Origin of the sequence: Halogeometricum sp. CBA1124, assembly GCF_009741955.1 — an archaeon.
GTDB classification, from domain to species: Archaea; Halobacteriota; Halobacteria; order Halobacteriales; family Haloferacaceae; genus Halogeometricum; species Halogeometricum rufum.
Genome location: NZ_WPCD01000023.1, coordinates 1 through 24,661, shown reverse-complemented (window position 1 = coordinate 24,661; position 24,661 = coordinate 1). Strand labels below are relative to the sequence as shown.

21 protein-coding genes and 3 pseudogenes are annotated in these 24,661 nt (G+C 65.6%); 15 read left to right on the top strand and 9 right to left on the bottom strand.

Annotated features, from left to right (window positions below; all coding sequences use genetic code 11):
• Positions 1 to 165 precede the first annotated feature (165 nt).
• Positions 166 to 969, top strand: a complete 804-nt coding sequence (locus GJ632_RS05365) for a HEAT repeat domain-containing protein (protein ID WP_343161037.1) — start codon at positions 166 to 168, stop codon at positions 967 to 969.
• 514 nt (positions 970 to 1,483) lie between these two features.
• Here the strand turns inward: GJ632_RS05365 and GJ632_RS05360 are convergent.
• Positions 1,484 to 1,942, bottom strand: a complete 459-nt coding sequence (locus GJ632_RS05360) for a pyridoxamine 5'-phosphate oxidase family protein (RefSeq protein WP_191452325.1) — start codon at positions 1,940 to 1,942, stop codon at positions 1,484 to 1,486.
• A 423-nt stretch (positions 1,943 to 2,365) separates the two neighbouring features.
• Between GJ632_RS05360 and GJ632_RS05355 the strand changes: the two genes are divergently transcribed.
• Both GJ632_RS05355 and GJ632_RS05350 read left to right on the top strand, forming a co-directional pair.
• Positions 2,366 to 3,625, top strand: coding sequence for an ABC transporter substrate-binding protein (locus GJ632_RS05355; RefSeq protein ID WP_191452324.1), 1,260 nt, complete (start codon positions 2,366 to 2,368; stop codon positions 3,623 to 3,625).
• Between the two features lie 2 nt (positions 3,626 to 3,627).
• Entirely contained in the window at positions 3,628 to 4,863 is a 1,236-nt protein-coding gene (locus GJ632_RS05350; RefSeq protein ID WP_191452323.1) for an ABC transporter substrate-binding protein, read from the top strand.
• A gap of 96 nt (positions 4,864 to 4,959) precedes the next feature.
• On the opposite strand, the gene GJ632_RS05345 is transcribed toward GJ632_RS05350, so the two are convergent.
• Together GJ632_RS05345 and GJ632_RS05340 are read right to left on the bottom strand one after the other, a co-directional pair.
• Entirely contained in the window at positions 4,960 to 5,100 is a 141-nt protein-coding gene (locus tag GJ632_RS05345) for a hypothetical protein (protein ID WP_191452322.1), read from the bottom strand.
• A 284-nt stretch (positions 5,101 to 5,384) separates the two neighbouring features.
• A complete protein-coding gene (locus tag GJ632_RS05340; RefSeq protein ID WP_191452321.1) occupies positions 5,385 to 5,804 on the bottom strand; it encodes a universal stress protein in 420 nt (139 codons plus the stop codon).
• Between the two features lie 319 nt (positions 5,805 to 6,123).
• Between GJ632_RS05340 and GJ632_RS05335 the strand changes: the two genes are divergently transcribed.
• From GJ632_RS05335 to GJ632_RS05320, 5 genes and pseudogenes are all read left to right on the top strand, one after another.
• Positions 6,124 to 6,312: a hypothetical protein gene (locus tag GJ632_RS05335; RefSeq protein ID WP_143105175.1), complete on the top strand. Its 189-nt coding sequence runs from the start codon at positions 6,124 to 6,126 to the stop codon at positions 6,310 to 6,312.
• A gap of 139 nt (positions 6,313 to 6,451) precedes the next feature.
• Positions 6,452 to 7,677, top strand: a pseudogene (locus GJ632_RS05330) (ABC transporter substrate-binding protein).
• A 95-nt stretch (positions 7,678 to 7,772) separates the two neighbouring features.
• Positions 7,773 to 7,949 (top strand): hypothetical protein, encoded by a 177-nt coding sequence (locus tag GJ632_RS21945; RefSeq protein WP_197427893.1) that lies wholly within the window; start codon positions 7,773 to 7,775, stop codon positions 7,947 to 7,949.
• 504 nt (positions 7,950 to 8,453) lie between these two features.
• Entirely contained in the window at positions 8,454 to 9,059 is a 606-nt protein-coding gene (locus tag GJ632_RS05325) for a hypothetical protein (RefSeq protein WP_191452320.1), read from the top strand.
• Entirely contained in the window at positions 9,056 to 9,718 is a 663-nt protein-coding gene (locus tag GJ632_RS05320) for a hypothetical protein (protein ID WP_191452319.1), read from the top strand. The genes GJ632_RS05325 and GJ632_RS05320 overlap by 4 nt, the downstream gene beginning before the upstream one ends.
• A gap of 55 nt (positions 9,719 to 9,773) precedes the next feature.
• On the opposite strand, the gene GJ632_RS05315 is transcribed toward GJ632_RS05320, so the two are convergent.
• Together GJ632_RS05315 and GJ632_RS05310 are read right to left on the bottom strand one after the other, a co-directional pair.
• On the bottom strand, positions 9,774 to 10,238 hold the full coding sequence (locus GJ632_RS05315; RefSeq protein WP_191452333.1) for a DUF1269 domain-containing protein: 465 nt from the start codon (positions 10,236 to 10,238) through the stop codon (positions 9,774 to 9,776).
• A 257-nt stretch (positions 10,239 to 10,495) separates the two neighbouring features.
• Positions 10,496 to 11,824: an AI-2E family transporter gene (locus tag GJ632_RS05310; RefSeq protein ID WP_191452318.1), complete on the bottom strand. Its 1,329-nt coding sequence runs from the start codon at positions 11,822 to 11,824 to the stop codon at positions 10,496 to 10,498.
• A gap of 163 nt (positions 11,825 to 11,987) precedes the next feature.
• Here GJ632_RS05310 and GJ632_RS05305 point away from each other — a divergent pair, with 163 nt between their 5' ends.
• On the top strand, positions 11,988 to 12,494 hold the full coding sequence (locus GJ632_RS05305; RefSeq protein WP_231751356.1) for a hypothetical protein: 507 nt from the start codon (positions 11,988 to 11,990) through the stop codon (positions 12,492 to 12,494).
• Between the two features lie 142 nt (positions 12,495 to 12,636).
• Here GJ632_RS05305 and GJ632_RS05300 read toward each other — a convergent pair whose 3' ends face one another.
• Positions 12,637 to 13,233, bottom strand: a complete 597-nt coding sequence (locus tag GJ632_RS05300) for an HdeD family acid-resistance protein (protein ID WP_197427892.1) — start codon at positions 13,231 to 13,233, stop codon at positions 12,637 to 12,639.
• A gap of 167 nt (positions 13,234 to 13,400) precedes the next feature.
• On the opposite strand from GJ632_RS05300, the gene GJ632_RS05295 reads away from it, so the two are divergent.
• The 4 genes from GJ632_RS05295 (at position 13,401) to GJ632_RS05280 (ending at position 20,113) form a co-directional block, all read left to right on the top strand.
• Positions 13,401 to 14,753, top strand: a complete 1,353-nt coding sequence (locus GJ632_RS05295) for a TIGR00341 family protein (RefSeq protein WP_191452316.1) — start codon at positions 13,401 to 13,403, stop codon at positions 14,751 to 14,753.
• A 204-nt stretch (positions 14,754 to 14,957) separates the two neighbouring features.
• A complete protein-coding gene (locus GJ632_RS05290; RefSeq protein ID WP_343161039.1) occupies positions 14,958 to 16,292 on the top strand; it encodes a metallophosphoesterase in 1,335 nt (444 codons plus the stop codon).
• Between the two features lie 195 nt (positions 16,293 to 16,487).
• Entirely contained in the window at positions 16,488 to 18,155 is a 1,668-nt protein-coding gene (locus tag GJ632_RS05285) for an MFS transporter (RefSeq protein WP_191452315.1), read from the top strand.
• A 464-nt stretch (positions 18,156 to 18,619) separates the two neighbouring features.
• On the top strand, positions 18,620 to 20,113 hold the full coding sequence (locus GJ632_RS05280; protein WP_191452314.1) for a multicopper oxidase family protein: 1,494 nt from the start codon (positions 18,620 to 18,622) through the stop codon (positions 20,111 to 20,113).
• Between the two features lie 22 nt (positions 20,114 to 20,135).
• Here GJ632_RS05280 and GJ632_RS05275 read toward each other — a convergent pair whose 3' ends face one another.
• The 3 genes and pseudogenes from GJ632_RS05275 to GJ632_RS05265 form a co-directional block, all read right to left on the bottom strand.
• Positions 20,136 to 21,110 (bottom strand): hypothetical protein, encoded by a 975-nt coding sequence (locus GJ632_RS05275; RefSeq protein ID WP_197427891.1) that lies wholly within the window; start codon positions 21,108 to 21,110, stop codon positions 20,136 to 20,138.
• Between the two features lie 9 nt (positions 21,111 to 21,119).
• Positions 21,120 to 21,865: pseudogene (locus GJ632_RS25775) on the bottom strand (DUF4396 domain-containing protein).
• Positions 21,866 to 22,272: 407 nt separating this feature from the next.
• Positions 22,273 to 22,940, bottom strand: a pseudogene (locus GJ632_RS05265) (AIM24 family protein).
• A gap of 135 nt (positions 22,941 to 23,075) precedes the next feature.
• Between GJ632_RS05265 and GJ632_RS05260 the strand changes: the two are divergent.
• On the top strand, positions 23,076 to 24,458 hold the full coding sequence (locus GJ632_RS05260) for an FAD-binding oxidoreductase (protein ID WP_191452313.1): 1,383 nt from the start codon (positions 23,076 to 23,078) through the stop codon (positions 24,456 to 24,458).
• A partial coding sequence (locus GJ632_RS05255; RefSeq protein WP_191452312.1) for a hypothetical protein occupies positions 24,455 to 24,661 on the top strand: 207 nt, incomplete at its 3' end. The genes GJ632_RS05260 and GJ632_RS05255, both read left to right, overlap by 4 nt.

The window sequence follows — 24,661 nt, the reverse complement described above, 5'->3', positions numbered from 1 at the left end:
GTACTCTCTCGGCGACTCTCGGTTCCTCCGGTGGTTCGTCGCGCCACTTCTCGTTCGTGTCCTTCGAGGTGATGCGTCGGACGGCGAAACTACCCGGACCACCGCTCCCGTCAGGGACGCATTTTTAATACCGTCGAACGGTCCGTTTCGGTAAGGGACCACTCTATGGACGACTCGACCCGTTCCGCGTCGGCAGACCGCGTCGTCGACCTCTTGGAGCGTGACGCCCGAGACGAGGCTCTCGAACGTCTCGAGACGGTACAGTCGGCGACGGCGGAGGACCGGAAGGCGACGGTGCGGTCACTCCGAGCGGTGGCCGAGGACCGCCCCGTACTCGTCGGGGAGGTCTGTGCGGCGCTGACGTCGTTTCTCGACGACGAGGAACGGTCGATTCGGTTGACGGCCGCGAAACTGTTCGTCGCTGTCGCGGAGGCGACGCCGAACGCCGTCGTCCCCGCGGTTCCGTCGCTCGCCGACCGACTCGGTGACGAAGGGGAGTTCTACTACGTCCGCGCCCGGTGTGCCGAAGCGCTCGGGTACGTGGCGCTCGACCGTCCCGAGGAGGTCAGCGACCCGGCGACGCTGGCGGAGTTCCGGGTCGGACTGTCGTTCGACGAACCGGAGGTGAGAGAGAAGTTGGCGAAGGCACTGGCGTGCGTCGCACTGGGCGACCCGAGTCGGCTCCGACACCAGGTCGCCTCGCTGGCCGACCACCTCGACGACGACCGCGAACTCGTCCGCTACCACCTCTGTACGGCGCTGGTGGTAGTGGGATGTGAACACCCCGAGAGGCTCTCCGAATCCGAGGCGGCGTTCCGGGCGCGACTGACGGACGAGAACGAGAGCCCGTACGTCCGGGGGCGCGCGGCGGAGGCTCTCGCCTTGCTCGTTCGGGACGGGACGGCCGTCGAACCGGTCCCCGAACTCGACCCGGGTGCGTTCGAAGACGACGAGCACCGGCGTTTCTGACCGACCGCGTGCGTTTCCTCCGGCGTCTGCAGACCGGCGAACGGACCACCGGAGTGCCCGATGGAGTCGGGACCGTCGAGGCAGTTCGGGCGGAGACGGCCGGTGTCGCGGACGAGATCGCGTCGCCCGACGGCGACGGCGAGTGTCCGAACTGTGGGCTCGCCCTGCCGGCGGAGGGACCGCCGATGTGCCCGCGATGCGGTGCCCCTCGGTGATGGTCGAGACGGCGAGACGCACCGCGAGGCGACCCGACTCCGAACGGCGTTCGAACGCGACCGACGGCGCGACGACGTACTCCAACAGCGCGGGTCGCTGTAGTTCTGCCCAGACGCGTTCCGGTGCCGAGTCCAGCAGCGTCGAAACGGTTGCTTTCGTGCGGAGTAGAGACGCGAACGAGGTACTAGTAGCCACTCGAACGAGCGCTCTCAGTATCCGTCGCTCCGGGTTTACTGAGAAATGCGTCGGTCCCCGTAGAAATCGCGCGCTGCCGTCGAAGCCGTCCCGGTCGCACCGCTCAGTCCCCAGCCTCGGCCTCCCGCTTCCCGGCGACGTCGTCGGGAGAGAGTCGGAAGAACCGGAACTCCAGCGTGAGCGGATGGCTGTCGTACACGTCCACGAACGGGATGGCCACTCGCTCCATCGCGTCGGCGACGGCCGAGTCGAGCGCCGACTTCGTGATCTCTTCTAACCTGCCCGTGGCGACGACGCTCCGCCAACCGGCGTCCGTCCGGTCGTGCGTGACGAACGAAACCATCACGTCGTCGTCCACGACGTCCGTCTTTCCAGCGTCGTCGGGACCGACGGCGAATCGGAAGTAGAAGTTTCCAGTCTCCGGGTCGTACCCGTACGAGACCGGACGAGAGTACGGCGGGTCGCCGCTCGGGGTATCGACCGATATCGTACCCGTTCCACCGTGGTCCAAAAATTCGTTCCGTTCCTCCTCGCTCATCCGTACCGAGCGGACATCCTCCATACAGGCAGTTCTGGTTGGAACGCAAAAACTGTGGCTCCGCGCGCCGACCGCAATCGGACCTGTGGGTCCGCAATCGAGCGCTCCGTTCGGGAATCGAAGGACCAACCGATTCGGATTCGCGAGGAAACCGACGACTCACTCGTCGACCCGCCCGACCCGTTCTCGAAGCGAGTGAGGCCGGTCGTTCGTGAGTTCCCCGCTCGGTCACGTCTCCGCTTCCGGCGGCTATCCACCGTTACGGGCACTGGCGACGGTCGGGCCGACGTGACCGGATGAGCGACGCCGACAGACAACCGGTGGTCCCGACGTCGTCGGCCGGCGTCTCGTGAACGGCCGATGTGTCGCCCCCAAAGCACAATTCGTCGAGATTTAGGTCGGCCGAAAGCAGAACCGTTTTATTGGATTAGGTGTACCTAAAATTCGATGTCAGACGACGATCTAGCACACGAGGCCCCGACGCGGCGGGAGTACGTGAAGTACGGGGGAGCGTTCATCGGTGGAGGATTGCTTGCGGGCTGTACAGGCCAGTCCGATACCGGAGGGACGCCGACGGCGGCGAGTACCGACACCGTAGCGGTCACCGAGACGGGAACGCAGACGGAGCAGGGCAGTTACACGGTCGAGATGTTCCCCGTCGGCGAGGTGGAGTTCGAGTCCGTTCCGGAGTCGGTCACGACTTACTCGATGGCGTGGGCGGACATGGTGGTCTCGCTCGGACAGGCGGAGAAACTGCAGACAGACAGACTGAGTGGACCCACGCTCTTCTACGACAGGTTCGACATCGACTACGACATGAACTGGCCACCGCTGTGGCAAGACGGCGGGATGCCCAAAGAAGTGTTCTACGAGCACGACCCAGACGCGTTCCTCATCGACCCGAATCTGATCCAGGCGTGGGACGACAACTGGGAGGACGCTGACGTCGAGGAGATCGAGTCGAACGTCGCCCCCTTTTTCGGGTGTATGAACCGTCGCTTCCGTAACGAGTGGCAGCAGGAGATGGGGTATCCCGAGCGAGCTCCGTCGATGCTGGAGGCGTTCGAGAAGGTCGGAACGGTCCTGGACGAACAGGCCCGGGCGGAGGCCTGGCTCGACCTCCACGAGGACCTCCAGTCCGAACTCCAGTCACGGATTCCGGACGACCCCGAGACGCCGTCGATAGGCCTGATAAATAGCGGCTCCTCCCCCGAAAACGGCGAGTTCTACGTGCTCTATCTCGAGGACAACGGATACGAGATGAAACCCTACCGCGACCTAGGGCTGGTCGAAGCGGACGCCTTCGCGGGCGTCGAGACCGGACAGTACGGACTGACCGACTACGAGACGTTGCTGGAAGTGGACCCAGACCTCATCCTCGTCCACTGGGGCATCACCACGGGGTCGGTGACCTTCGGCGGCGACGGCGCGTTCGACGCCGAACAGTTCCGCGAGAAGTTCGTCGCGCCGATGGAGAACGACGACGTCGGGAGCCAACTCACCGCGGTTCAGGAGGGACGCGTCCTCCCCGGTCCGACCGCGGAACAGGGGCCGCTCGTCAACGCGTTCCAGACCGAACTGACCGCACGGCTGTTCTATCCCGAGGAGTTCGGCGAACTCGACTTAGACGCGCCGTTGGACGTCCCCGAGGAGAAACGGCTGTTCGACCGTCAGCGCGTCCGTGACATCGTCGACGGAGACATCTGAACATGACTGACTCCGACGACACAAACGCGACCGAGACACCGACACGGCGTGACTACGTGAAGTACGGCGGTGCCGTCCTCACCGGCGGGCTTCTCGCCGGCTGTAGCGCCACCGGTTCGTCGTCGACAGACGCGCCCGACACGGAGACGAGCGAACCGGCGCAGTCGGCGACGGAGGGCGAGTCCACGGAGACGGACGCTCTCGAACAGGAGTCGTTCACAGTCACGGTCGAGCCGTACGGCAGCACCACCCTCGAATCCACTCCGAAAGCGTACGCGACGAGCGGTGGTGCGTGGACCGACTTCGGGTTCGCCTTCGGGTCGGAGCCGGCGGCGATGTCGCGCATCGACCCGTATCCGACGCGGTACTACGACCTCCTACCCGGTGTGACGTTCGACACGAGCGGTATGACGAATCTGGGCGACCCCAGCGAGTACAGTAAAGAGCAGTTCTACGAACTCGACGTCGACGCACTGCTCGTCGACAAGATACTCGTCGCGAGCTACGCTGGGTGGGAGACCGAGGACTTCGAGGAAGTAGGTGAGAACGTCGCCCCCTTCTGCGGCACGTACATCCGTAACGAGTGGGCCGGCGAGGCGCTGGGGATGGAGTTCTCGTTCCCCCACTACACGCTCACGGAGGCCGTCGAACTCGCGGGCGAACTGTTTCAGGACACAGCGCGTGCAGAAGCGTGGGTCTCGCTCCACGAGTCGTTCCGGAGTGACCTCCAGTCCACAGCTCCCTCCGAATCGCCGAGCATCGGGCTGCTCTACAGCGCTTCGCAGCCTTCCGAGGGGAAGTTCATGGTAACCGACCCGACGGTGAGGGGCGTCGCCACCCGCCAGTACCGGACGTTCGGCGTCGAGAACGCCTTCGCCGACATCGAACTCACCGACGGCTGGAAGACCGACTACGAGGGCCTCCTCGAAGCCGACCCGGAGTACCTCTTCTTCGACTCGACGCTCTCGATGGGCCGCGACGAGTTCCGGACGCGGTTCGTCGAACCGTTGGAGGAGAGCGCCGTCGGGAGCGAGTTGACAGCCGTCCGAGAGGGGAACGTTCTCCGCGGCGGCGGCCGCTATCAGGGCCCGATTGTCAACCTGTTCGTGAGCGAAGTGCTCGCGAAGCAGCTGTACCCCGACGAGTTCGGGGAGTTCACCGCCGTCGGCGAGGTTCCCGACGGAGAGAAACTGTTCGACCGCCAGCGCGTCGCCGACATCATCAACGGAGACGTCTGAGCGTGGGTGACGGGACCAGCGCGTTGTCTGCTACCGTACCCCACTTTTAACGGACGTAAGACGAGTCCACCTGCCGCAGGTGTGGCGTACGCGTCATCAGTCGTTCACCACCTCCGCTCGGACGAGCGTGTCGTCGGCGAGGAACCCTCTGAGGTCGTCGGCGTCCGCTTCGAGTTCTTCGAGGCGGTTCCCGAAGCTCTCACTCGTCGCGTAGTCGCCCAAGTTCTCGACGAGCATCACGTATTCGTATACTCTCGGTGATGTCGCCGCACATCTCGATGTCGTTCTCCAACGACGTTCGGGTGTCGTAAACGTCCTCGCCCTCGATTCTACCGGCGAGTGCTCTTCGGGCGCCGCTGCGTCTCGGGCACTGCTCCTACTGACTCCCCGGTAGCTCGTCGTGCCTCCGACAGACACCTCACGTGCATCGACCACGGCATCGGGCCGTGGGTACCGACGGCGAGTCTCTTCTCTCTCGTCCCGGTGAGAAAGAGGTGGGGTGAGCCGACGCCTACGGGCGTTCAGTCGCCCCCCGGTTCCGGAACGGTGAGGACGGGAACGGGTGAGAGTCGAACCACTCGTTCGGCGACACTTCCCACGACGAGACGGTCGATGCCCGACCGTCCGTGGGAGCCGACGACGACGACGTCGATGCCGCGTTCGGAGACGTACTCCAGTATCTCTTCGTGCGGATTCCCCTCCGCAATCTCGGTCACGACGGAGAGTCCCGCTTGCGTTCCCGTCACCTCGACGTCTCGCAGTGCCTCACGCCCCTCGTCCCGGAGCGCTTCCCGTAACGGTCCCGAGCGTGCGACTCGAAAGTCGACGACGTACAGGGCGTGGAGAGTCGCCTCCCACTGCGTCGCAATATCGATGGCGTGTTCGAGTGCGGCTTCCGCACCCTGGCTCCCGTCGGTTGGAATCAAGATGTCGTCGTACATACCTACCGTTGGCGTGGGAGCAGTATCAAAGCCACCGGACCGACAGTCGCGCCGCGTGTCATCGAGACGGTACTCCGGACACTCCACGTGTTGGGCGTGACTCCCGAGACCGGCCAAGTCGTTCGATACGGCCGTGCCGCAACCAGCACGCACATCGCCGGTCCTCCCGCTTCACCTCCGACGTCGGATGCCCGAATACGACGATGCGAGTCGACGTGACCTCCTCGCGACAGTCGTGGTATCTCCTCGCAAACAAAAGCGCCCGTTTGAGCTATGGTCGTATATTTAACAGATAGGCGAGTAGAACGAGGTGAGAACGATGTATCCGGTACAAACCGTCTACCCACTCGCCTTAGCCGGAGTAAACGTCACCGTCGGTTCGCTCCTCTACTACCTGCTCGAATCGCTCCTCGGAGTTTCGCTGGTCGCAGTCGGAGTTCTCGTCGTCTGTGCCGTAATCGGAAGGACAGCCTGCGAACACAACCCTGTACGCGGGAAATCCGCGTGAGTGCTTCCCGCGCACCTCCCTGATTCGGCGGACTGCATCGAGTATCCGCCGACGGAAGCGCCCGAACGCATTGCCTTCGGAGGATTCGGCTTGGAAAGGAACCAAAACTGTTTTGTTGTTTTAGGCTGGCCTAAACCTCATGGGAGAAGACGGCTGTGAAGACGAAGCACCGACGCGGCGAGACTACGTGAGATACACCGGTGCTGTCTTCGGCGGCGGACTGCTGGCGGGCTGCACGGCCGAGACCGGTTCCGGAACGACCGCCGACCCGACGGAGACGGCCGCTCAGACGACGACGGCGGACACCGCCACAGCGACGCAGGCGGAGACGACGGCGGGGAACGACGCCTACACCGTCGAGATGGCGCCGGTCGGAGAGGTGACCTTCGAGTCGGTCCCCGAGACGTGGCTCCCGTACGGTGGCGACTACGCCGACATGGGGGTCGCCCTCGGGCAGGCGGACGGGATGCTGGGTATCGGTCAGGCCGGAGAGTATCACACCGACCCGTACGAGGAACTGCCGGGCGTGAGCGTCGACGAAGACGAGCTAGCGGAACACGACCTCGTCGAGGCCGACATGTCCAAAGAGCTGTTCTACGAACTCGGCGCCGACGTCCACGTCGTCGATACGGGGATGCTGCGAAACTGGTTCGACTGGAGCGACGGCGACGTCGAGGAGATTCGCGAGAACGTCGCGCCGTTCCTCGGGAACACGATCTTCCGGCGGTCCGACGGCTGGCACGACTACCGCTACTACACCCTGTATCAGGCCTTCGAGAAGATGGCCGTCCTCTTCGGCGAACGCGAGCGCTTCGAGGCGCTGAAATCGCTCCACGACGAGTTCGTCGCCGACCTCCAGTCGCGGTTACCCCCTGCCGCCGAGCGACCGACCGTCTTCCTCACCTTCGAGGGGACCGACGACCCGAGACGTTCTCGCCGTATCGACTCGCCGACCAGGGGACGAGCAAGAAGCAGTGGAACGACCTCGGCGTCAGCGACGCGCTGGCCGGCACCGGTATCGAGAATTTGAGTACCGAGAACCGCGGCGAACTCGACTACGAGAACCTGCTCACCGTCGACCCGGACGTGCTCCTGATTCGGGGTCACGAGGACAAATCGGTCGCGGAGTTCAGGGACACCGTCCTCGCGTACATGGAAGGCCACCCGGTCGCGAGCGAACTGACGGCCGTGCAGAACCGGCGGGTGTACCGCGGGGGGTACCTCCGACAGGGGCCGATCCAGAATCTGTTCCTCACGGAACGCGCCGCCCAACAGCTCTATCCGGACACGTTCGGGGAAGTGACAGCCGACGAACGACTGTTCGACCGCCAGCGAGTCGCCGACATCGTCGCGGAGGCGTTCTGACCGTGACGGAAGAGCGCTCGCGCTCGTCGACCCGAGAGCGGAACGAGCGGACGAGACGGACGGACCGGTCGGCGGACCGTCCCGACAGGCCCAGTATGCGCGCCCGGCGGTGGGTCATCGCGCACCACTACCGCGAACCGGCGGACTACGGAGTTCCGGAACTCCCCGAGTGGACGGTGCGCCGTACGGAGTGCAACGGCATCTCACTCGCCGAGGACGACGACTCGGAACCGTTCATCAGCGCGGACCGACCGGTCCGGGTGCGGAGGTAGCGGAGTCGATACTCGGCCCGTGGCGCGAGCGCGTCCCGTGGCACGTCGTGGTCGGTCGCAAACCACCGTAGCGGCGGACGGCGACGGTCGAGACGACGATCGCCGAAATCGGAGGCCCGACCGGTCCAGTTAGCCTTCCGGCCGAGAGGACGGGCTAGAATGTCGAGAGAGACACTGGTCAGGCGGAGAGAGACGACCGTCGACGGTGTGACATTCCGCGTTCACGGCGACGAAAGTGGCCGATTTTCGTTCAGTACCAGTTAATTGACAATATTGTCTTACGTAGCTACGGGTGTAATGCTTAGGCTGTTTCTCACTGAAACACGAGAGTCGGAGAGACGCGAACGCGTCCACTTCGGAACGGGTCGGTTCTATCGAAGTCACTGCGCACCTCCCCTCACGAGGGGTATAGGTTGATTACGATTCAGGTTCTCTAGAGGGGCGAGAAGCGACCGAGGTACCGCTGCGACGAGTTCTGTCGGTCGAGTCTCGGGAGAACTCATCATGAGTCAGGCACTTCCAGAAGAGTGGTTCGTAATCGACGACCGGGTGAACGCGGCTATCGCGTGGATACTGACCGCCGTCGTCGCCGCAGTCGGAGTTAGTAATCTCCTCGAGGGAGCGTTCGTCGTCACGGCTCTCGCAGTCGTCACGGCGGGCGTCGCCGTCGTGCCGGTACTGAGTCGTCGCTCCTGGACGAAGACCGTCCCGTGGTGGATGCTGCTGCTCGCGTCCCTCCCGCTGGTCGTCGTCACCTACGACCGGTCACTCCTGGGAGACGCCGTCTCCTCGGTCAGCATCGCTATGCTCGCGCTTCTCGTCGTCGTCGCGCTTCAGATGGTCACGACCGTTCGAATGACTCCGAACTTCGCCATCGGGTTCGTGATGGTCGTGACGATGGGGACGGCGGGACTGTGGGCGCTCGGGTCTGCGGCGTCGGCACGGTATCTCGGGACGGCGTTCGTCGAGACCAACGAGGAACTGATGCTCGTGTTCAGCGCCGTGTTGGTGGCGAGTGTCTTCTCGGCGATCGCGTTCCGCTGGTACTTCAGACGACAACTGGAAGCGAATCTCAAAGACGGCTCGCCCGCGGAGGTGGAGACGGCATGAGGCTGACGACGTACGTGACCGAACGCCGGCAGACCCGGCTCGTTCGGTTCCTCCAAGCGGTGATGGTCGGAATCCTCGCCGTCGGCCTCCTCACTCTCAACCCGGGAATCGTCGTCAACGCCGCCGTCGGTCTCCTCGTGACGTTCCTCCCGGCGTACCTCGAACGGAACTACAAGTTCGCGATGAACGTCGGCCTCGTCCTCTGGATCACGGTAGCGATGTTCCTCCACGCGTTCGGGACGCTTCCCCTCCCGGCGTTGGACTTCCTGAGCCCGTATTCGGCGACGTGGTGGTGGGACCACATGACGCACGCGCTCTCGTCGTCGCTGGTAGCGGGCGTCGCCTACGCGACCGTGGTCGCCCTCGACGAACACTCGGAGTTCGTCCACATGCCGCCGAAGGTCCTCTTCGTCTTCATGCTCATGTTCGTCCTGGCGTTCGGCGTCGTTTGGGAACTGCTCGAGTTCTACATCAGCGTCGGTGCCGGCCTCGTCGGAGCCGACACGGTCCTCACGCAGTACGGCCTCGAAGACACGGTGCTGGACATGTTCTACAACACGGTCGGCGGCCTCCTCGTCGCCGTCTTCGGGTCGGCTCACCTGTCCGGCGTCTCGCGAGAACTCGCCGCGAGACTCGACGCCCGGTCCGCGAACAGGTGACTCGGCCCCTACTCCTCGGTCGTCGGAAGGAACCGGTGTCGCGCGCTCTCGCGGATTATCCCGATATCTCCTCGGCGGCGAACGCCTCGCGAAGTCTGTCCTCGTCTTCGGGCGAGAGGTTCGTCTCGAGAATCTCGAACTCGTAGTCCGACAGTTCCTGTTCGATTCGCTCCATCTGCGCGTCGCGGGCCAGCAGGAACAACGCGGAGTCGCCCGGTTCGACCGTGTTCGCGACTTCTTTGATGAACGAGTCGTCGATACCGATATCGGTGAACTTGCCGCCGAGTGCGCCCGTCACCGCTCCGACGGCCATTCCGAGCCACGGCATCCAGAAGATGACGCCGATGAGGAGTCCCCAGAACGACCCCCCGAGCGCACCCGCACCGACGAGGCTGTAGGCCTGTTTGACCTTCACTTGGCCGTTCTCTTTCCGAACGGCGATGGCGGCGTCGTCTATCGTAATGAGTTCCCGACGCTGCAGTTGGTACATCTTCTCCCGCATGTTCTCCGCGCCGTCCATCGTGTCGAAAGCGAGTACTACTAACGAACTCATTTTGCTTACCCGTCGACACGTATGCACGAAAGCAGCATAAACGATGCTTATAGACCGCGCGACTGTCGTCGATTCGGTAACACGCCGGAGGTTCGCACGGTCGGATGGCCAGCGACGACTCTCGTCGAACTCCGTACGTCGAATACGCGACCGAGTCAGGTTCACCGTCTCCTTCGCGGTGCCGACCGCCCGTCTCTCCTGTCCGAGATGGCCGAACGGAGGTCTCACTCGTTCGGGGTAGGGCCGTCGCGCTCGACGGGCCCCGAGACCCGTCGGTCGGCTTCGGAGTTCGAATCGTCCGCCTCTCCGCGCTCTGAAAGCGGTGCCTCCGCGGACGGCCGTGGGCGCGCCGATTCGCTGTCTGACCCGTCCGCCGGTTCGCGGTCGGATTGCGAGGCGTCGAGGAGCCACGGGAACAGTATCCGGCCGAACTCGAACGCCACGACGAACAGGAGCGGTGCGAGGAAGATGCCGTACCACCCGAAGAGCAGTGGGCCGACGGTGTACGCGAGCATCACAGCACCGACGTGGAGCGTCCGACCGCTGACGTACGGGCGGAGCAACTGGTCGGGGACGTAGTCCACGATGACGAAGGAGACGGCGAAGAAGACGACGGGGAACCAGACCGCTTCCGGGTCGAACCAGAGCGCCCGCCCGAGGAGATACGCCCCGACCGGCCACGTGACGAGTTTGATACCGATCACCGGGACGAGACTCGCCGCACCGACGAGGATACCGAGGAACGCCGCCTCCGGGATTCGAGTGGCCGTCGGTGCGAAGACGTTGAGCAGGCCGTACGTCGTGGCGGCGAGGATTCCGGTGAGGAGTGCGTTCAGGATGTTTCCGAAGTAGACGTTGTGGAGGTCCCTGTCGACCGTCACGAAGTACGACTCCAGACGGCCGCCCTCCTCGACGAACGTGTTCCGAGCCCACCGCGCGACGAGGTAGTCGTCTCTGAGCAGGTAGAAGACGACGATGAGGACGATGAACGCGTGAATACCGACGTTGACGGCGACGCCGACCCAGCCGAATATCGACCCGACGGCGTCGCCGACGAAGGCTCCGAGGTCGACGTCGCTGAGCCGACTCGGGTCTCTGAGAACCTCGTCGAGGAACACGCCCAGTTGAGTCAGCAGTGACGTGAGGTCGAGATACGGCTGGACGAACGCCTCGACGTCGCCGAGAACGTCCGACTCGAGCAGGTCGTCCAGCGAAGTGAGCAAGATGGCGAACGTCCACCCGACGACGAACAGGAGGGGCAATGCCACCACTGAGAGCGTGAGGGCGACAGCGACTGTCCGTGACCCGAACCGAGTCTCGACGCGACGCAGTACCGGACGGGTGACGTAGTAGACGAAGAGGCCCACGACCACGGTGCCGACGTACCGCCACCCCACGTAGAGCAGTCCCGCGACGAGGGCGAGCGTGACGAACCAGAGCGCCGCGCGTCCGCGGTCGAGAGCGGGCCACTCGACGGTCGCGGCGACTCCTCCGGCGTGGTCCGTCTCGGACGGGTCGGACGCCGACGACTCGGTGTTGGGTTCTTCGGTCATGGTGGAGACGGACAATTGCGGTAGGGGTGATGCGGCCTGCCGCCCGTCGAACGCGTGTGAGAACGGGAGGTACCGAGATAGCTCTTTCTCGGGACTCCCCCTCACTGGATGTCGTTCGCGGGTCCGTCGCGGGCGCGACGACCGAGGAATCAATATCCGGTGCGTGTTACCGATTCGGCACGCCGGTCGAGAGTCGTTCACACCGGAGGAGTGGCGGACGCTCGCTCGGACGCCGGTCGAGGTGATGTTCGGCGTCGTCGTCGTCTCGTACGGCGGCTTGCGGCGAGAACTCGGGACGATTCGTCGGACGCTCCGGCGCACCGACGAGTTCCGCCCGGAGTCCGAACTCGCCGGGTTCGTTCGAGTGAACGCCGACCGGCTGAAGCGGGACGCGGAGGGGCGCGAACTCGACCGCGCGGTGACGGTGGCGCGGGCTCACGACTGCTGTCGGGAGGCGACGGCCGTCGTTCGAGAGCGAGCGACTGCGGAGGAACGGGAGGAGTACGGACGGTTCGTCCGGTGGTGCGCCGAACAGGTCGTCGACGCCGGCGTCGGGGGCGGGGTACTGCGGTTCGGCGATCGCCGGGTCAGTCCGGCCGAGAGAGCGTTCGTGGACTCCATCGCGGACGCGTTCGACACCGCCGGGCGTTCCACCGAGCTGGACGGGTGAGAGACTCGTTCGGCGAGCGTGGGGTGTCGCCCGACGCCAGCACGTCGGCCCTCGACTCCGGGTCGGCGTACGCCTCACGGCGAGTGCGTCCGCCGCGACGTGGCGAAAAGGAGGAAGAACCGGGCATTAGTGCCGAGGCCGTTCAGACACCGGTGTCGGGCCGAGGGGTCCGGGGCGGAGTCGGTGCGAGGTCGGCGCTGGCCGCACGGCCGAGGACGACCATCGAGAGCCCGGTACTCAGGAGGTTGACGCCGAACAGGAGCCCGAGTGCCCACGCGGCAGTCGCCGGGTAGCCGGCGAAGAGGAGGCCGGCGAGCAGGAACGAGATGCCCCCCGAGACGGCGGGCCACACCCATCCGCGCTCGGTCCGAAGCGACCACGCAAAGTAGAGCAACGCGACGCCGTCCGCGACGAAGTAGGCGACGAGGAGGAGCGTCAACGACGTCAGCGCGAGGACCGGATTGAACAGCATCGCGAGGCCGGCGACGAGGAGGACGACGGCGAGCAGTATCTCACCGACGGCCCCTCGCCATCCCGACGCGGAGAACGCGTGAGCGACGTGGGCGACCCCGGCGATAGCGAGTGCGCCGCCGATGAAGAGTCCGACCGTGAGCGAGGACAACAACGGGAAGAGTATCGCCCCGACGCCCAGTACCGCGAGGAGTCCGCCGACGATCATCAGGGTGCGACCCTCGTCACGGAGGATAGCTTCGAGCGGTGCTTCTGTCTCGGTGGCCATCTCCGGCTCGGTAGGGGTAACAGAACTCATGTTCGAACGTATTGTACGTTCATATCAGTCATAAGTACGTCCTACGAGCACCGAGAATATCACGTCTCCCTGACGGCGACGACGCTATCCTATCAGATCACTCATACTTTTTGTCCTCTCGTCGCGTCGTACCGTGCATGCGACTCGTTCAGGTGTTGATACCGCAGGGGAGACGAGAGAACGTTCTCGACTCGCTCGACGAGCAAGGTGTCGACTACGCAGTCTTCGAAGAAGTCGGACGGGGAGATTTCGAGGCGATGGTCCAGTTTCCGGTCCCACCCAGTGGCGTCGAGACGGTGATGGAGGGGTTGACGAAGGCAGGCGTCCGAGACGACACGTACACCATCGTCCTCGCCACAGAGACGGTCGTCTCACAGCGTCTCTCGGCGTTGAAAGAGCGATTCCCCGGCCTCAGGATCTCTCGTGAAGAGCTCCACGCCCGAGCGGAGGACCTCGCACCGGCGAACTCGACGTTTTTCAGTTTCTTGCTACTCAGCACGGTCATCGCCACGACGGGCCTCCTCCTCGACTCCGCGGCGACCATCATCGGAGCGATGGTCGTCGCACCCCTGATGGGACCGGCAGTCTCCGCGTCCGTCGGGACGATACTGGCCGACCGGCGGATGGCGTCTCGCGGCGTCACCCTTCAGGTGACAGGTCTCCTGGCAGCCATCGCGACGGCCGCGATACTCGGGGTGCTGCTCCGGGAGACGCTCCTCATCCCGCCGGGGCTGGAGATTCGAGAGATCCCGCAGGTCGCAGAACGAACCAGTCCGAACGTCCTATCGCTCTTTCTCGCTCTGGGGTCGGGAATCGCGGGCTCGATCAGTATCATGCGGGGGTCCGGGTCGACTCTCGTCGGTGTCGCCATCGCCGTCGCTCTCGTCCCGCCGGCGGCGACGTCGGGGTTAGGTCTCGCGTTCGGCCTCCCCAGCGTCGCCATCACGGGCGCGGTTCTCGTCGTCGTCAACCTGCTGGCGATCAACCTCTCGGCGCTGATCCTGTTCTACCTGTCGGGGTTCAAGCCACTGGACGCCGGCGAGCAGGAAGGCGTCAGAGCGTCTATCGTCTCTCGAATCACCGTCATCGGTATCTCTCTCGCGGTTCTCTCTGTCGTCCTCGCCGGCGTGACGTACGCGTCGTTCCAGACCGCCTCGTTCGAGCGGGAGACGCAGATCGAACTCCAACGACAGTTCGACGAGGCGGACGTCGAAGGGGTCGAACTCGCCAGTGTCACGGTGGACTACAGGCCCGCCGACCTACTCCTCGGGAACCAGCCTCGCGTCGACGTGCTGGTCGGTGTCCCGCGTGACCTGGACGTCCCGCCCGACCTCGCACAGCGATTCGACGACCACCTGACCGAACAGATGGGCCGAGACGTGGTCGTCAGGGTCGGGTTCATCGAAGCACAGATATCCGACGACGCAGAGACGAGGCCCTCGCTCGGAAGACTCGCGCCCGACCGGGCCCCGGTGATTCGCCATGGCTGAGCGCGCGACGGCCTCGTCCGACCGCGAGGGAGTTCGCGCGACGACCGTCCGTCGACGGTCGAGGTGGACGGGAGTCGCCACCGGCGGACGGACGCGATTGGGCGACGGCGGCGGCAGAGTCGCGACGACGCGCGGAGAGCGCCGCCGACGGCGTGTCGCACCGAGACGACCGTTCCGGACCGGGTCGCAGCGAGGCGGAAGACCGTGACCGACGCGTACTACCTGATAAGTGACCTCCACATCGGCGGCGACGAGCAACTGGAGCACGTCGACTTCCTGGAGGAGTTGCTGTCGTTCCTCCGGATGCTCGAACGGACGGACGAGGACGCCGAGTTGATAATCAACGGCGACGCGTTCGGCCTGTGGGAGTTCACCGGCGTCGACGGACTGGACAAGTTCGACGCCCTCGTCGACCGGTACCCGGAACTGTTCGACCAACTCGAAGCCACCGGGAGTCGGATTCCCATCACGCTCATCCCCGGGAACCACGACTACGAACTGGCGGCGTATCCCGAGTACGTCGACCGTCTGGCCGAGTACAACGTCACGCTTCGACAGGTGGTCTCGCTCACCCGAGAGGTCGGTGACTACGTCGTTCACGTCGAACACGGGATGCAACGGGACTCCAACAACCGGATTCCGGACTTCGGAAACCCCCACGCGAACCCTCCGGGATACTTCGTCAACAGACAGGTCACGAGTCGCGCCGGGCGTCTCTCCGCGCGCGGGAAGTTCAACTGGCTCAAGGACATCCAAGCGGTGACACCGATGACGCAGATTCCGGCGTGGATGGTGTCCAACTACTTCTATCGGGAAATGAGTCCGTGGCTCAGATACGTCTCCGCGCCGTTCTTCCTGCTGTTCAACGTCGGATTCCTCTACGTTCTCGCGTTCGCACTCGACGCAGTCGGTCTCTGGTCGCTCCCGATGGACCTCGTCGAAGGCGTCCTCGAACTGTTCGGTCCGGTGGGGACGCTGGTCGACCTCCTGTTGACGGCGAACCTCGTCATCACGCTGTTGCTGTTACTCGTCGCCATCCCCCTGTACGTCTTCGTCAGAGACGCTCGCAAGACGCTCAGACGGTTCGGAATCGACCGGCCGGACGACCGAGACCCGCCCGTCGACGACTATCTCGCGGGCGCGAGAGCGTTGTTCGCGTCCGACCCGTCGGTCGCCGTGTTCGTCTACGGGCACACCCACCGACCCGCCGTCACCGAAGTCGACGGGAGGGCCGTCGTCAACACGGGGACGTGGCTGAAGCGACTCCAGCGAGTCGAACCCAGCTTGGGTGTCCTCCCGCCCGTCTTCTACTCCTGGTACCAACTCAACTACGTTCGTCTGTCGGCGGCGGACGACGGCGGCGTCGTCGTCGACTACGAACTCGTCGAGAAGGCGGCACCGGACGACGAGACGTGGTTCCAACGCCTCGTCACGTCGGCACCGAGACGGGAGGACGAGATTCCGGCGCGAACTGTCGTCCGACCGACGAGTGAACCGAACGAGGCAGTCCAAACGGACTCGAATCCGGGAGTCAGGTGACGGGCGGACCGCGACTTTCCCGGAACGGACCGGAGAAGGGACCGAGGCGTCGGAGAACCCGAGTGCCAACTGGTGCCCGCACTGCGGCGAGCGACTCGACTCGGGCGACTCCCACCGCTGAGTCGGGCCTGCCGGAAGACGGACCTCTCGGTCCGTAAGGGAGGTTTATCGAGCGCGACGCCGTATCGGACGTCTATGGAATCTGACGCGAATGCTTCCGTCCCCGACGACGACACGGTGGCAGCCAGTTCGGCGGGAGGGTTGGCGTACTGGGGACCGGCGGTCGCGGTGAGTCTCGCGATGTTCATCGGCGTCATCGATTCGACGCTGATGAACGTCGCGATTCCGGCCATCGTCGTCGACCTCGATACGACCGTCACGGTCGTACAGGGAGCGATATCGTTCTACGCGATGGTCATGGCGGCGTTGATTCTCCCCGGCGGCAAACTGTCGTCGATGTACGGGATTCGGCGACTGATGACCGCGACGCTTCTCGTGTACGGAGTCGGGACGACGCTGGCGGCGCTGAGCTGGAACGTCGTCGTCCTCTACGTCGGGTGGTCCGTCATCGAGGGCGCCGCGGCCGCCGTGTTACTCCCGCTGACGTTCACCGTCCTCCTCGTCAGTTACGAAGGGCGGGACCGGGCGAAAGCGCTCGGTATCCTCGCCGGGGTGAACGCGGCCGGAGCCGCTTTCGGCCCGCTGCTCGGAGGGGCGGTCACGACGTTCGCGAGTTGGCGGTGGGGCTTCGGTATCGAGGTGCTCATCGTCCTCGTCGCACTCTTCTTCGTTCGGTATCTCCCCCGCGAACCCCTGACCGAGACTCGCTCGGCGTTCGACGTCGGTGGGACGGTGCTCTCGGTCGTGGGGACGACAGCCCTCGTGGCCGGCGTGCTGTTCGCAGGCCGGTACGGCTGGGTGGCGTCTCGCCGACCGTTCGTCGTCGGCGACGTTCGGCTGGACCTGTTCGGGGCGTCCCCGACCGTCTGGCTCGTCGGCCTCGGAATCGTCGTCTTCGCGGCCTTCGTCCAGTACGAGCGACGAATCGAGCGACGCGGCGGGTCGCCCCTGGTTCCGGTCCGTCTGCTGGCGAACGGGGCGTTCACCGCCGGCGTCGTCACGAACGCGTCGCGATCCCTGGTCCTCGCCGGGTTCATCTTCGTGGTGCCGGTCTTCCTCCAGTCCGGCGCGGGATACACCGCGTTCGAGACCGGCGTCGCGATGCTCCCGTTCTCGGTCGCGACGTTCGTCACGTCTCTCTTCACGACCGACTGGCGGCGGTTCGTCCCGCCGAAAACGCTGATTCAGGGCGGAATCGTCCTCATGGGGCTCGGGATACTCTCGCTCGTGTCCCGGACGACGCTCGACGCGACGCTGGTGCAACTCGCCGTGCCGATGGCGCTGGTCGGCCTCGGACTCGGGCTCGTGATGGCGCAGCTTATCGACGTGACGCTCTCGTCGGTCGACGCGAAGGATGCGGCGGCGGCGTCCGGTCTGATGAACGCGACGATGATGCTCGGCTACTCGTTCGGGACCGCTATCGTGGGCACGTACTTACTGCGCCGATTCTACGGAGGCGTCGTCGACGGCGTATTCGCCGCCGTGGGCACGGACGTGTCGGCCGGTGACCGGGCGGGAATCGTGTCCGCTCTCGAAGACGCCGCGGAGACCGCGACCAAAGAGACGCAACGAGAGTTCCTCGACGGCCTCTCCGCGGCGCAACGAGAACTGCTGGTCGGCGTGTTCGACAGCGCGATCGTACAGGCACAGCGAGAGACGCTGTTGCTCCTCACGCTCCTCGTGCTTCTCGTGCTCCTGCTCTCGACGCTTCTCCCGGGCGGCGAGACCGACGCCGAGTCGTAGACCGGTGGCCGGTCGTGACGGTGATTCGACTCGCCGGCCGACGCTACTATACGTGCCACACTTTCGGTTCACGATGGCGTCAGCCGTCCGCCTCGGCCGCGATGCACCCGAATCTCACTGCTTCGGGAGACGACGCGGAACGTACTCCTCCGGAAACGAAGGAAATAGGCAGTAGTACGCGAAGCTAGTCGGGTCCTTACGTGGCCATTACTGTAACGTCGAAACCGGTAGAGGCAACTTACCCGTCCGAGGGACGGTCAGGCGGACGGGTCGGTAGCGACGAACCGCCGTCCGAATCCCACACCTACGCGTCGTCTCCGCTTCGAGCAAAACGGGCCCGCAATACCTATCCGGCGGCGAACGCTACGTTGGAGTACGCTCTTCACAGGGGAGCACAAGACTGTGCGTCCGCGGCGCCGAATCGGTCGACGGCGACCGTCGCGTCCCCGAGACACTCGAAAACGATGGAACCCGACCACAAGCACACGCGCGAAGACGGTACACCGAACGACGACCAGTCAAGACCGCTCTCCCGGCGGGCGCTCCTTCGCTCGGCTCAGGTAGCCGCGGTCGGTGCGCTCGCGGGATGTGTCGGCAGTATCCCGGGAACGGGCTCGAACGGTCGCGAGGTCACGCCACGGCCGACGGTCACCGAGGAACCGGACGAATCGGTCGGTCTCACCGCCGCGCCCGGGACGGCGACCGGACCGACCGGGTCGAACGAGACGTGGGCGTACGAAGGGCGGTTCCCGGGCCCCGAACTCCGCGTTCGAGAGGGAGACGTTCTCGGCGTCGAACTCACCAACGACCTGCCCGAGGAGACGACGATTCACTGGCACGGCGTGCCCGTTCCGAACCCCGTCGACGGCGTGCCCGGAGTGACGCAGGAGCCGGTGCGGCCCGGCGAGACGTACGGGTACGAGTTCCGCGCCGAACCCGCTGGCACGTACTTCTACCACAGTCACGTCGGACTGCAACTCGACCGCGGGTTGCTCGGTCCGCTCGTCGTCGAGGAACGGGACCCGCACGTCGAGTACGACCGGGACGTGGTCGTCGTGTTCGACGACTACCTCCCCGGCGAACCGCACCCGCCATCCGACACCGGTCCGGGCGGTGGCGGTATGGGGGGCGGCATGGGTGGCGGCGGCGCTGGCGGAACGGGAGGCGCGAGGATGGGCGACGCGCGCCCGCCGTACGAGGGGCACCTCGTCAACGGCCGCCTCCCGAGCGACCCGCCGCGGTTCGAGGTGACGGAGGGGGAACGGGTCCGGTTCCGGTTCGTGAACGCCGCCAGCGCGACGGTGTACGGCGTCCGGATGGCCGGTCACGAGATGGCGATAACGCACGCCGACGGCCGGCCGGTCGAACCGGTGCAGGCGGACTCGTTCGTCTTCGGTGCCGGAGAGCGATACGACGCCGTGGTCGAAGCGAGCAACCCGGGGACGTGGTCGCTCCGGGCGGACGCGCTCGACGGGAACGAACCGCCCGCGAGAGCGGTTCTCGCGTACGAGGGGACGAGCGAGTCGACGACGCCGACGGCCCCGTCGTCGCCGAGCGAGCGTCTCGAGTACGGTGACCTGCGCGCCGTCTCGTCGCTCGACGGGGTCGACGGGAGTCCCGACAGAACCTTCGACCTGACGCTGTCCCGCGGCAGGGGGGAGTACGTCTGGACGATCGACGGGCAGGCCTACCCCGAAGCGGACCCGCTCTCGATTCGCCCGGGCGAACACGTCCGCATCCGGATGACGAACCGGAGTCCCGTCGTCCATCCGATGCACCTCCACGGACACTTCTTCCGGGTCGGCGACGCCGTCAAAGACACCGTCCTCGTGCCGGGTCACATGGGACAGGTCGCCATCGACTTCCACGCCGACAACCCCGGTCGGTGGCTGTTCCACTGTCACAACCTCTACCACCTCGACGCGGGGATGGCGCGCGTCCTCAGATACGTCGAGTGAGCGTGCGCCGAAACCGCTCCTGTCACCCTTCGTCTCGTCCGGCGTCGGCGAACGGTGCGACCGAGGTGTTCCGCTGGGCGACCCACGAGAGTCGCAGCACGAACGAGAACAGCACTGCGAGAGGAGCGAACCCCGCGGCTAACGAGACGACGACGAACGGGAGCACCCAGCCCGGAGTCGGCGGTGCCGAACCCACGGCGCCGTAGACGGCGAGTACCCCGGCGATGAGAACCTCCACCGGAACGCCGACGTAGAGCAGGAGTCGCGAGAGGTACGAGAGTTCTTTCTCGATGTACACCGTCCGGAAGTACTTCCGCGCGGTGTCGACGTGGAGCAGTTGCTCCCGAATGCGGTCCAGCAGTCGTCGCTGGTCGTCGGTTAGCTCGTCGAACTCCGACTCTATCGCCGCGATATCGTACAGCTGTGAGGCGTGGTCGGTCCCGAGCGTCGCCTCGATGACACCGAAGATGTCCACGCTCGACTCGTCGAGTGTCGCTCGCACGTCGGCGGCGTCGGACGACAGGTCGTCGACGAGTCCCTCGACGCGTTCGGACAGTCTCCCGTCGTCGGTGTCCGAGAGGGAGTCGCGCAGCGCCATCGCGTCGGCGCTGACCGCCTCGTGGAGGAAGCGCAGGAACGCCGTCGGCGAGAGGGGACTCGGCGACGACCCGGACGTCTCCTCGACCTCGTTTCGGTACGCCATCGCGTCTCGAATCCGGTCGCGGAGTTCTCCGGGGGCGCCGAGTTCCCGCGAGAGGACGAGTTGGTTGATGGAGAGGACGACGGTGACGAGGGTGAGGTTCCCTCCGAAGAGAGAGCTGAAGAGGAAGTACATCGGGCTCGACGGGGTCCCGGAGAGGGGTCCGACGGCCGCGGCTATCGAGAACAGGACGAGGATTCCCGCGACGAGAACCGCCGCGACGGCTGGTCGGGCACCGCCGACGAGCGCCCAGCGAACGACCGTCCCGTCGAGCGTGTTTCGGATTCCAGAGGACACGGTGAGGGATCAGTCGCCCGCCTGCGCCTGCGAACGCGTGCTGCGGCCGTCGTCGCCCATCTCGGCGGGGTTCTTCATACCCTCTTTCACGCCGAAGTTGACGAGGACGACGTTGATGGGGAAGGCGGCGACGAACCCGAGCGACAGCGAGAACGCCAGCGCCATCCAGAACAGGACGTCGGTGACGTGTGCCGACGCGGCGAGGAGCAGGTCCGCCCCGATGGCGACTATCTCCATGATGGTGATCGACGGCGTCTCGCTGTAGAGGGCGTCCTTCATCGACTCCCAGAAAGCGACGCCCTCCTGCATCAGGGGGCCGACGGTGAGCGCGTAGCCGAACAGGTACGCGAAGCCGAACGTGATGGCGGCAACCCAGCCGATTGCGAGGCCGAGAATCGCCTGCGCGGTGAGGATGCCGACGACTTCGCCCGCACCGCACCCCGAGTAGCAGTGGGCCGTCGAGCGGAGACCCCGCCGCCACACCGAGTCGTGCGAAATCTGCGTCCTCCGGAGTACCAGTAGATAGCGAGGCCGAACGGGCCGGAGTAGAGGACGACCAGCGTCCAAACCCCTTTCATCATCGACGGGAGCGCCTGATTCCGAGTTCTGACGTCCCACCAGAGCGTACCGACGGACGCGACGACGAGGAGCGCCCAGACGCCCATCACGGCGGGACTGGAGAGGATCGGTGTCAGCAACTGGCGGGCCGGTGCGAACGTGTGTTCGAGCTGTGTGACGAGTTGTTGAATTGGCATGTGTGGGTCGGTACGCTGCCCGAACCAGACTCGGAGACGCCGCGGGCAGTCACTCACTCTGAGTGCAATCGAGACACCGTTATCGCGGGGAACATTAGACCATTGTGGCTATCGTGCGATACTGCACCTCGACGTCAGTTCCCCGTCCGGGTGTCCTCACCTCCCGTCCGGGAGAGTCAACCGAGAGAGCGAAACCGACCGAGCCGAGGATAGCCACGAACCGGCACCGTGCGAGAGTAACATTTGGTCGTTCGTTCGTCTCTCTGCTAGAAACAGAGGTGTCCGAGAGCATTCTGTCGGAGAAAGTCCGATTTGTGACCATCGTCGTCCAATGCGGGTAGAGAAAGAATCCGTTCGCGGACGGGTTCGGAAGATAGAATCGGTGCGCCGCCTCGAACGCACCGGGGCTACTGTCCCTGTCGTTGACCGCCCTCCTCGTACGGTTGAACGACGACGAAGCCCTCGGTGCCGGTGAACTCCATCTGCACCGCCTCGCCCGACGTCTGACCGATTTCGAACGTCTTGTTCGTCGCGACGGACGGAGAGAGGTTGGTGCTCCACGCGACGGTGCGTCCGGGTCGGTGAACACCGGCGGCGTCATCACCACCGGGTCGCCGTGCGTCGAGATGGCCACCGTGCCGGGGCCGGTGAGGTAGACGTTCGTCAGACCGCCCGCCGCGGCCTCCGAGAGGCCGCCGATGGTGTTTATCTCGTAGTCGACGCCGGACTCGAACGCGAGGACGTCGTCGCCGTTGACCGAGATGGACTCGTCCGCGTCGAGGTCCAGAATCTGGACTTTCTTGCCCTGGTCGGCGACGTAGAGGTTCCCGTTGCCCTCGGCCTCCATTATCGGCGTCCCTTCGCTGCTGACGGCCTCTTTGATGAACCCGGTGAGTCCGCCTTCGGCGGACGACTTCCCCGTGAACGTCATCTCGCCGGTGTAGGCGACCATCGTCCCGGCCTTTATCATCACCGTCCCGTCGACCGGGACGTTCAGCAGTCGCTTGTTCTCTCGCTGGAATCCGTCGACGCCCGTAGACGGGGCGTTCGACCGCGTGAACTCTGTTAACTCCATTACGGTTCGGAACTGATAGCAGATAGATATTTATATGCTGTCATCTCGATCGGGTCGACGGGTACCGTCCGTGTGGCGCGGTTCCAATCGCCGTGATGAGTAACACCAAAGGGGGCAGACGGCGAACACCGACCAATGCCGAACTGGGACTGCGACTTCCTCGCGACGCTCGAACTCGACGGCCGCGTCGAGTTCGGCGTCGGCGAACGCGACCGATACGCGGCGGACGCGAGTCCGCACGACCCCGCCGAACCCGACGCCGTCGTGCACGCCGCGTCGACCGAGGACGTGTCGGCGGTGTTGGCTGCGGCCGACGACCGGGGCGTGCCGGTCACGCCGTGGGGCGGCGGGTCCGGCCTAGAGGGAAGCGCCGTCCCCGTCGAGGGCGGCGTCGTCCTCACGACGCGCGGTATCGACCACGTCGACCCGCGGCCGTCGGACCTCGTGGCCACGGTCGGACCGGGCGTGGTCTACGACGACCTGAACGACCGACTCGCCCGCCACGGTCTGCGGTTCGCGCCCGGCATCTCGAGCGGCGACCTCGCCACGGTGGGCGGGATGGTCGCCACGAACGCCTCCGGCTTCAACGCCGTCCGCTACGGCGAGACGCGGGACCACGTCCGCCGCCTCGAAGTCGTCCTCGCGGACGGGACCGTACTCGACTGCGGGACGGCGGCGGTGAAGACGTCCTCGGGGTACAGCCTGGTCGACCTGTTCGTCGGCAGCGAGGGCACCCTCGGCGTCGTGACGGAGGTGACGTTGGGACTCGTCGGCGTCCCGCAGGAGAAGCGCGCGGCCCTCACCACCTTCCCCGACGAGCGCTCGGCGGCCGAAGCCGTCGCGGAGGTGATTCGGTACGGCGTCCGCCCGGGTGCGCTGGAGTTCGTCGGGCCGACGCAGGCGGAACTCATCGACGCCTACAGCGACGCCGCCGACCTCGCGCCCAAACCGACGCTCGTGGTCGAACTCCACGGCAACTCCGCGGCCGGCGTGGAGGCCGACCTCGAGTTCGTCCGTGAGATATTCGACGACTGCGGGATGGACCGGTGGACCGAGGCCGACCGAGGAGAGATGGACGGCGTCTGGGCCGCCCGGCGGGACGCGCTCCCCGCGGCCCGCGCCCACCGGGAGGAGTGGGACGTTGGCGTCGTCGGCGACGTCGTCGTCCCCATCTCCGCGTACCCCGACATCGTCGCCGCCGTCGAGGCGGCCGCGGCGGACCTCGACCTGCTCACGCCGTGCGTCGGCCACGCGGGAGACGGGAATCTCCACTACACGCCGCTGGTGGACCCCGACGACGCGGAGATGGTCGCTCGCGTCCGCGAACTCAACGAACGCGTCGTCACCACCGCGATAGCGATGGGCGGCACGGCAACGGGGGAACACGGCGTCGGCATCGGCAAGCGGTCGTACATGGACCGCGAACACGGCGCCGCCGTGGCGGTCATGCGCGCGATAAAGGACGCGCTCGACCCGAACGGGACGCTCAACCCCGGGAAGGTGCTGCCGCCCGAGTGACGGCGACCCCCGGGCGACGGGAAGTGCGAGCGTCGGTCGGCGACGACCCGCTAGCCGGACTCGAACGCCTCCACGGCGGCCGACGCCACCGGTCGTTCACGCGTCGGTCGGTATCGGCGACAGCGACGCGATTCTGGAGACCGGCGAGGAGTTCGTCCTCTACCTCGACGCCCTCGCAGATAGAGAGCGCCGACGCCGACCCC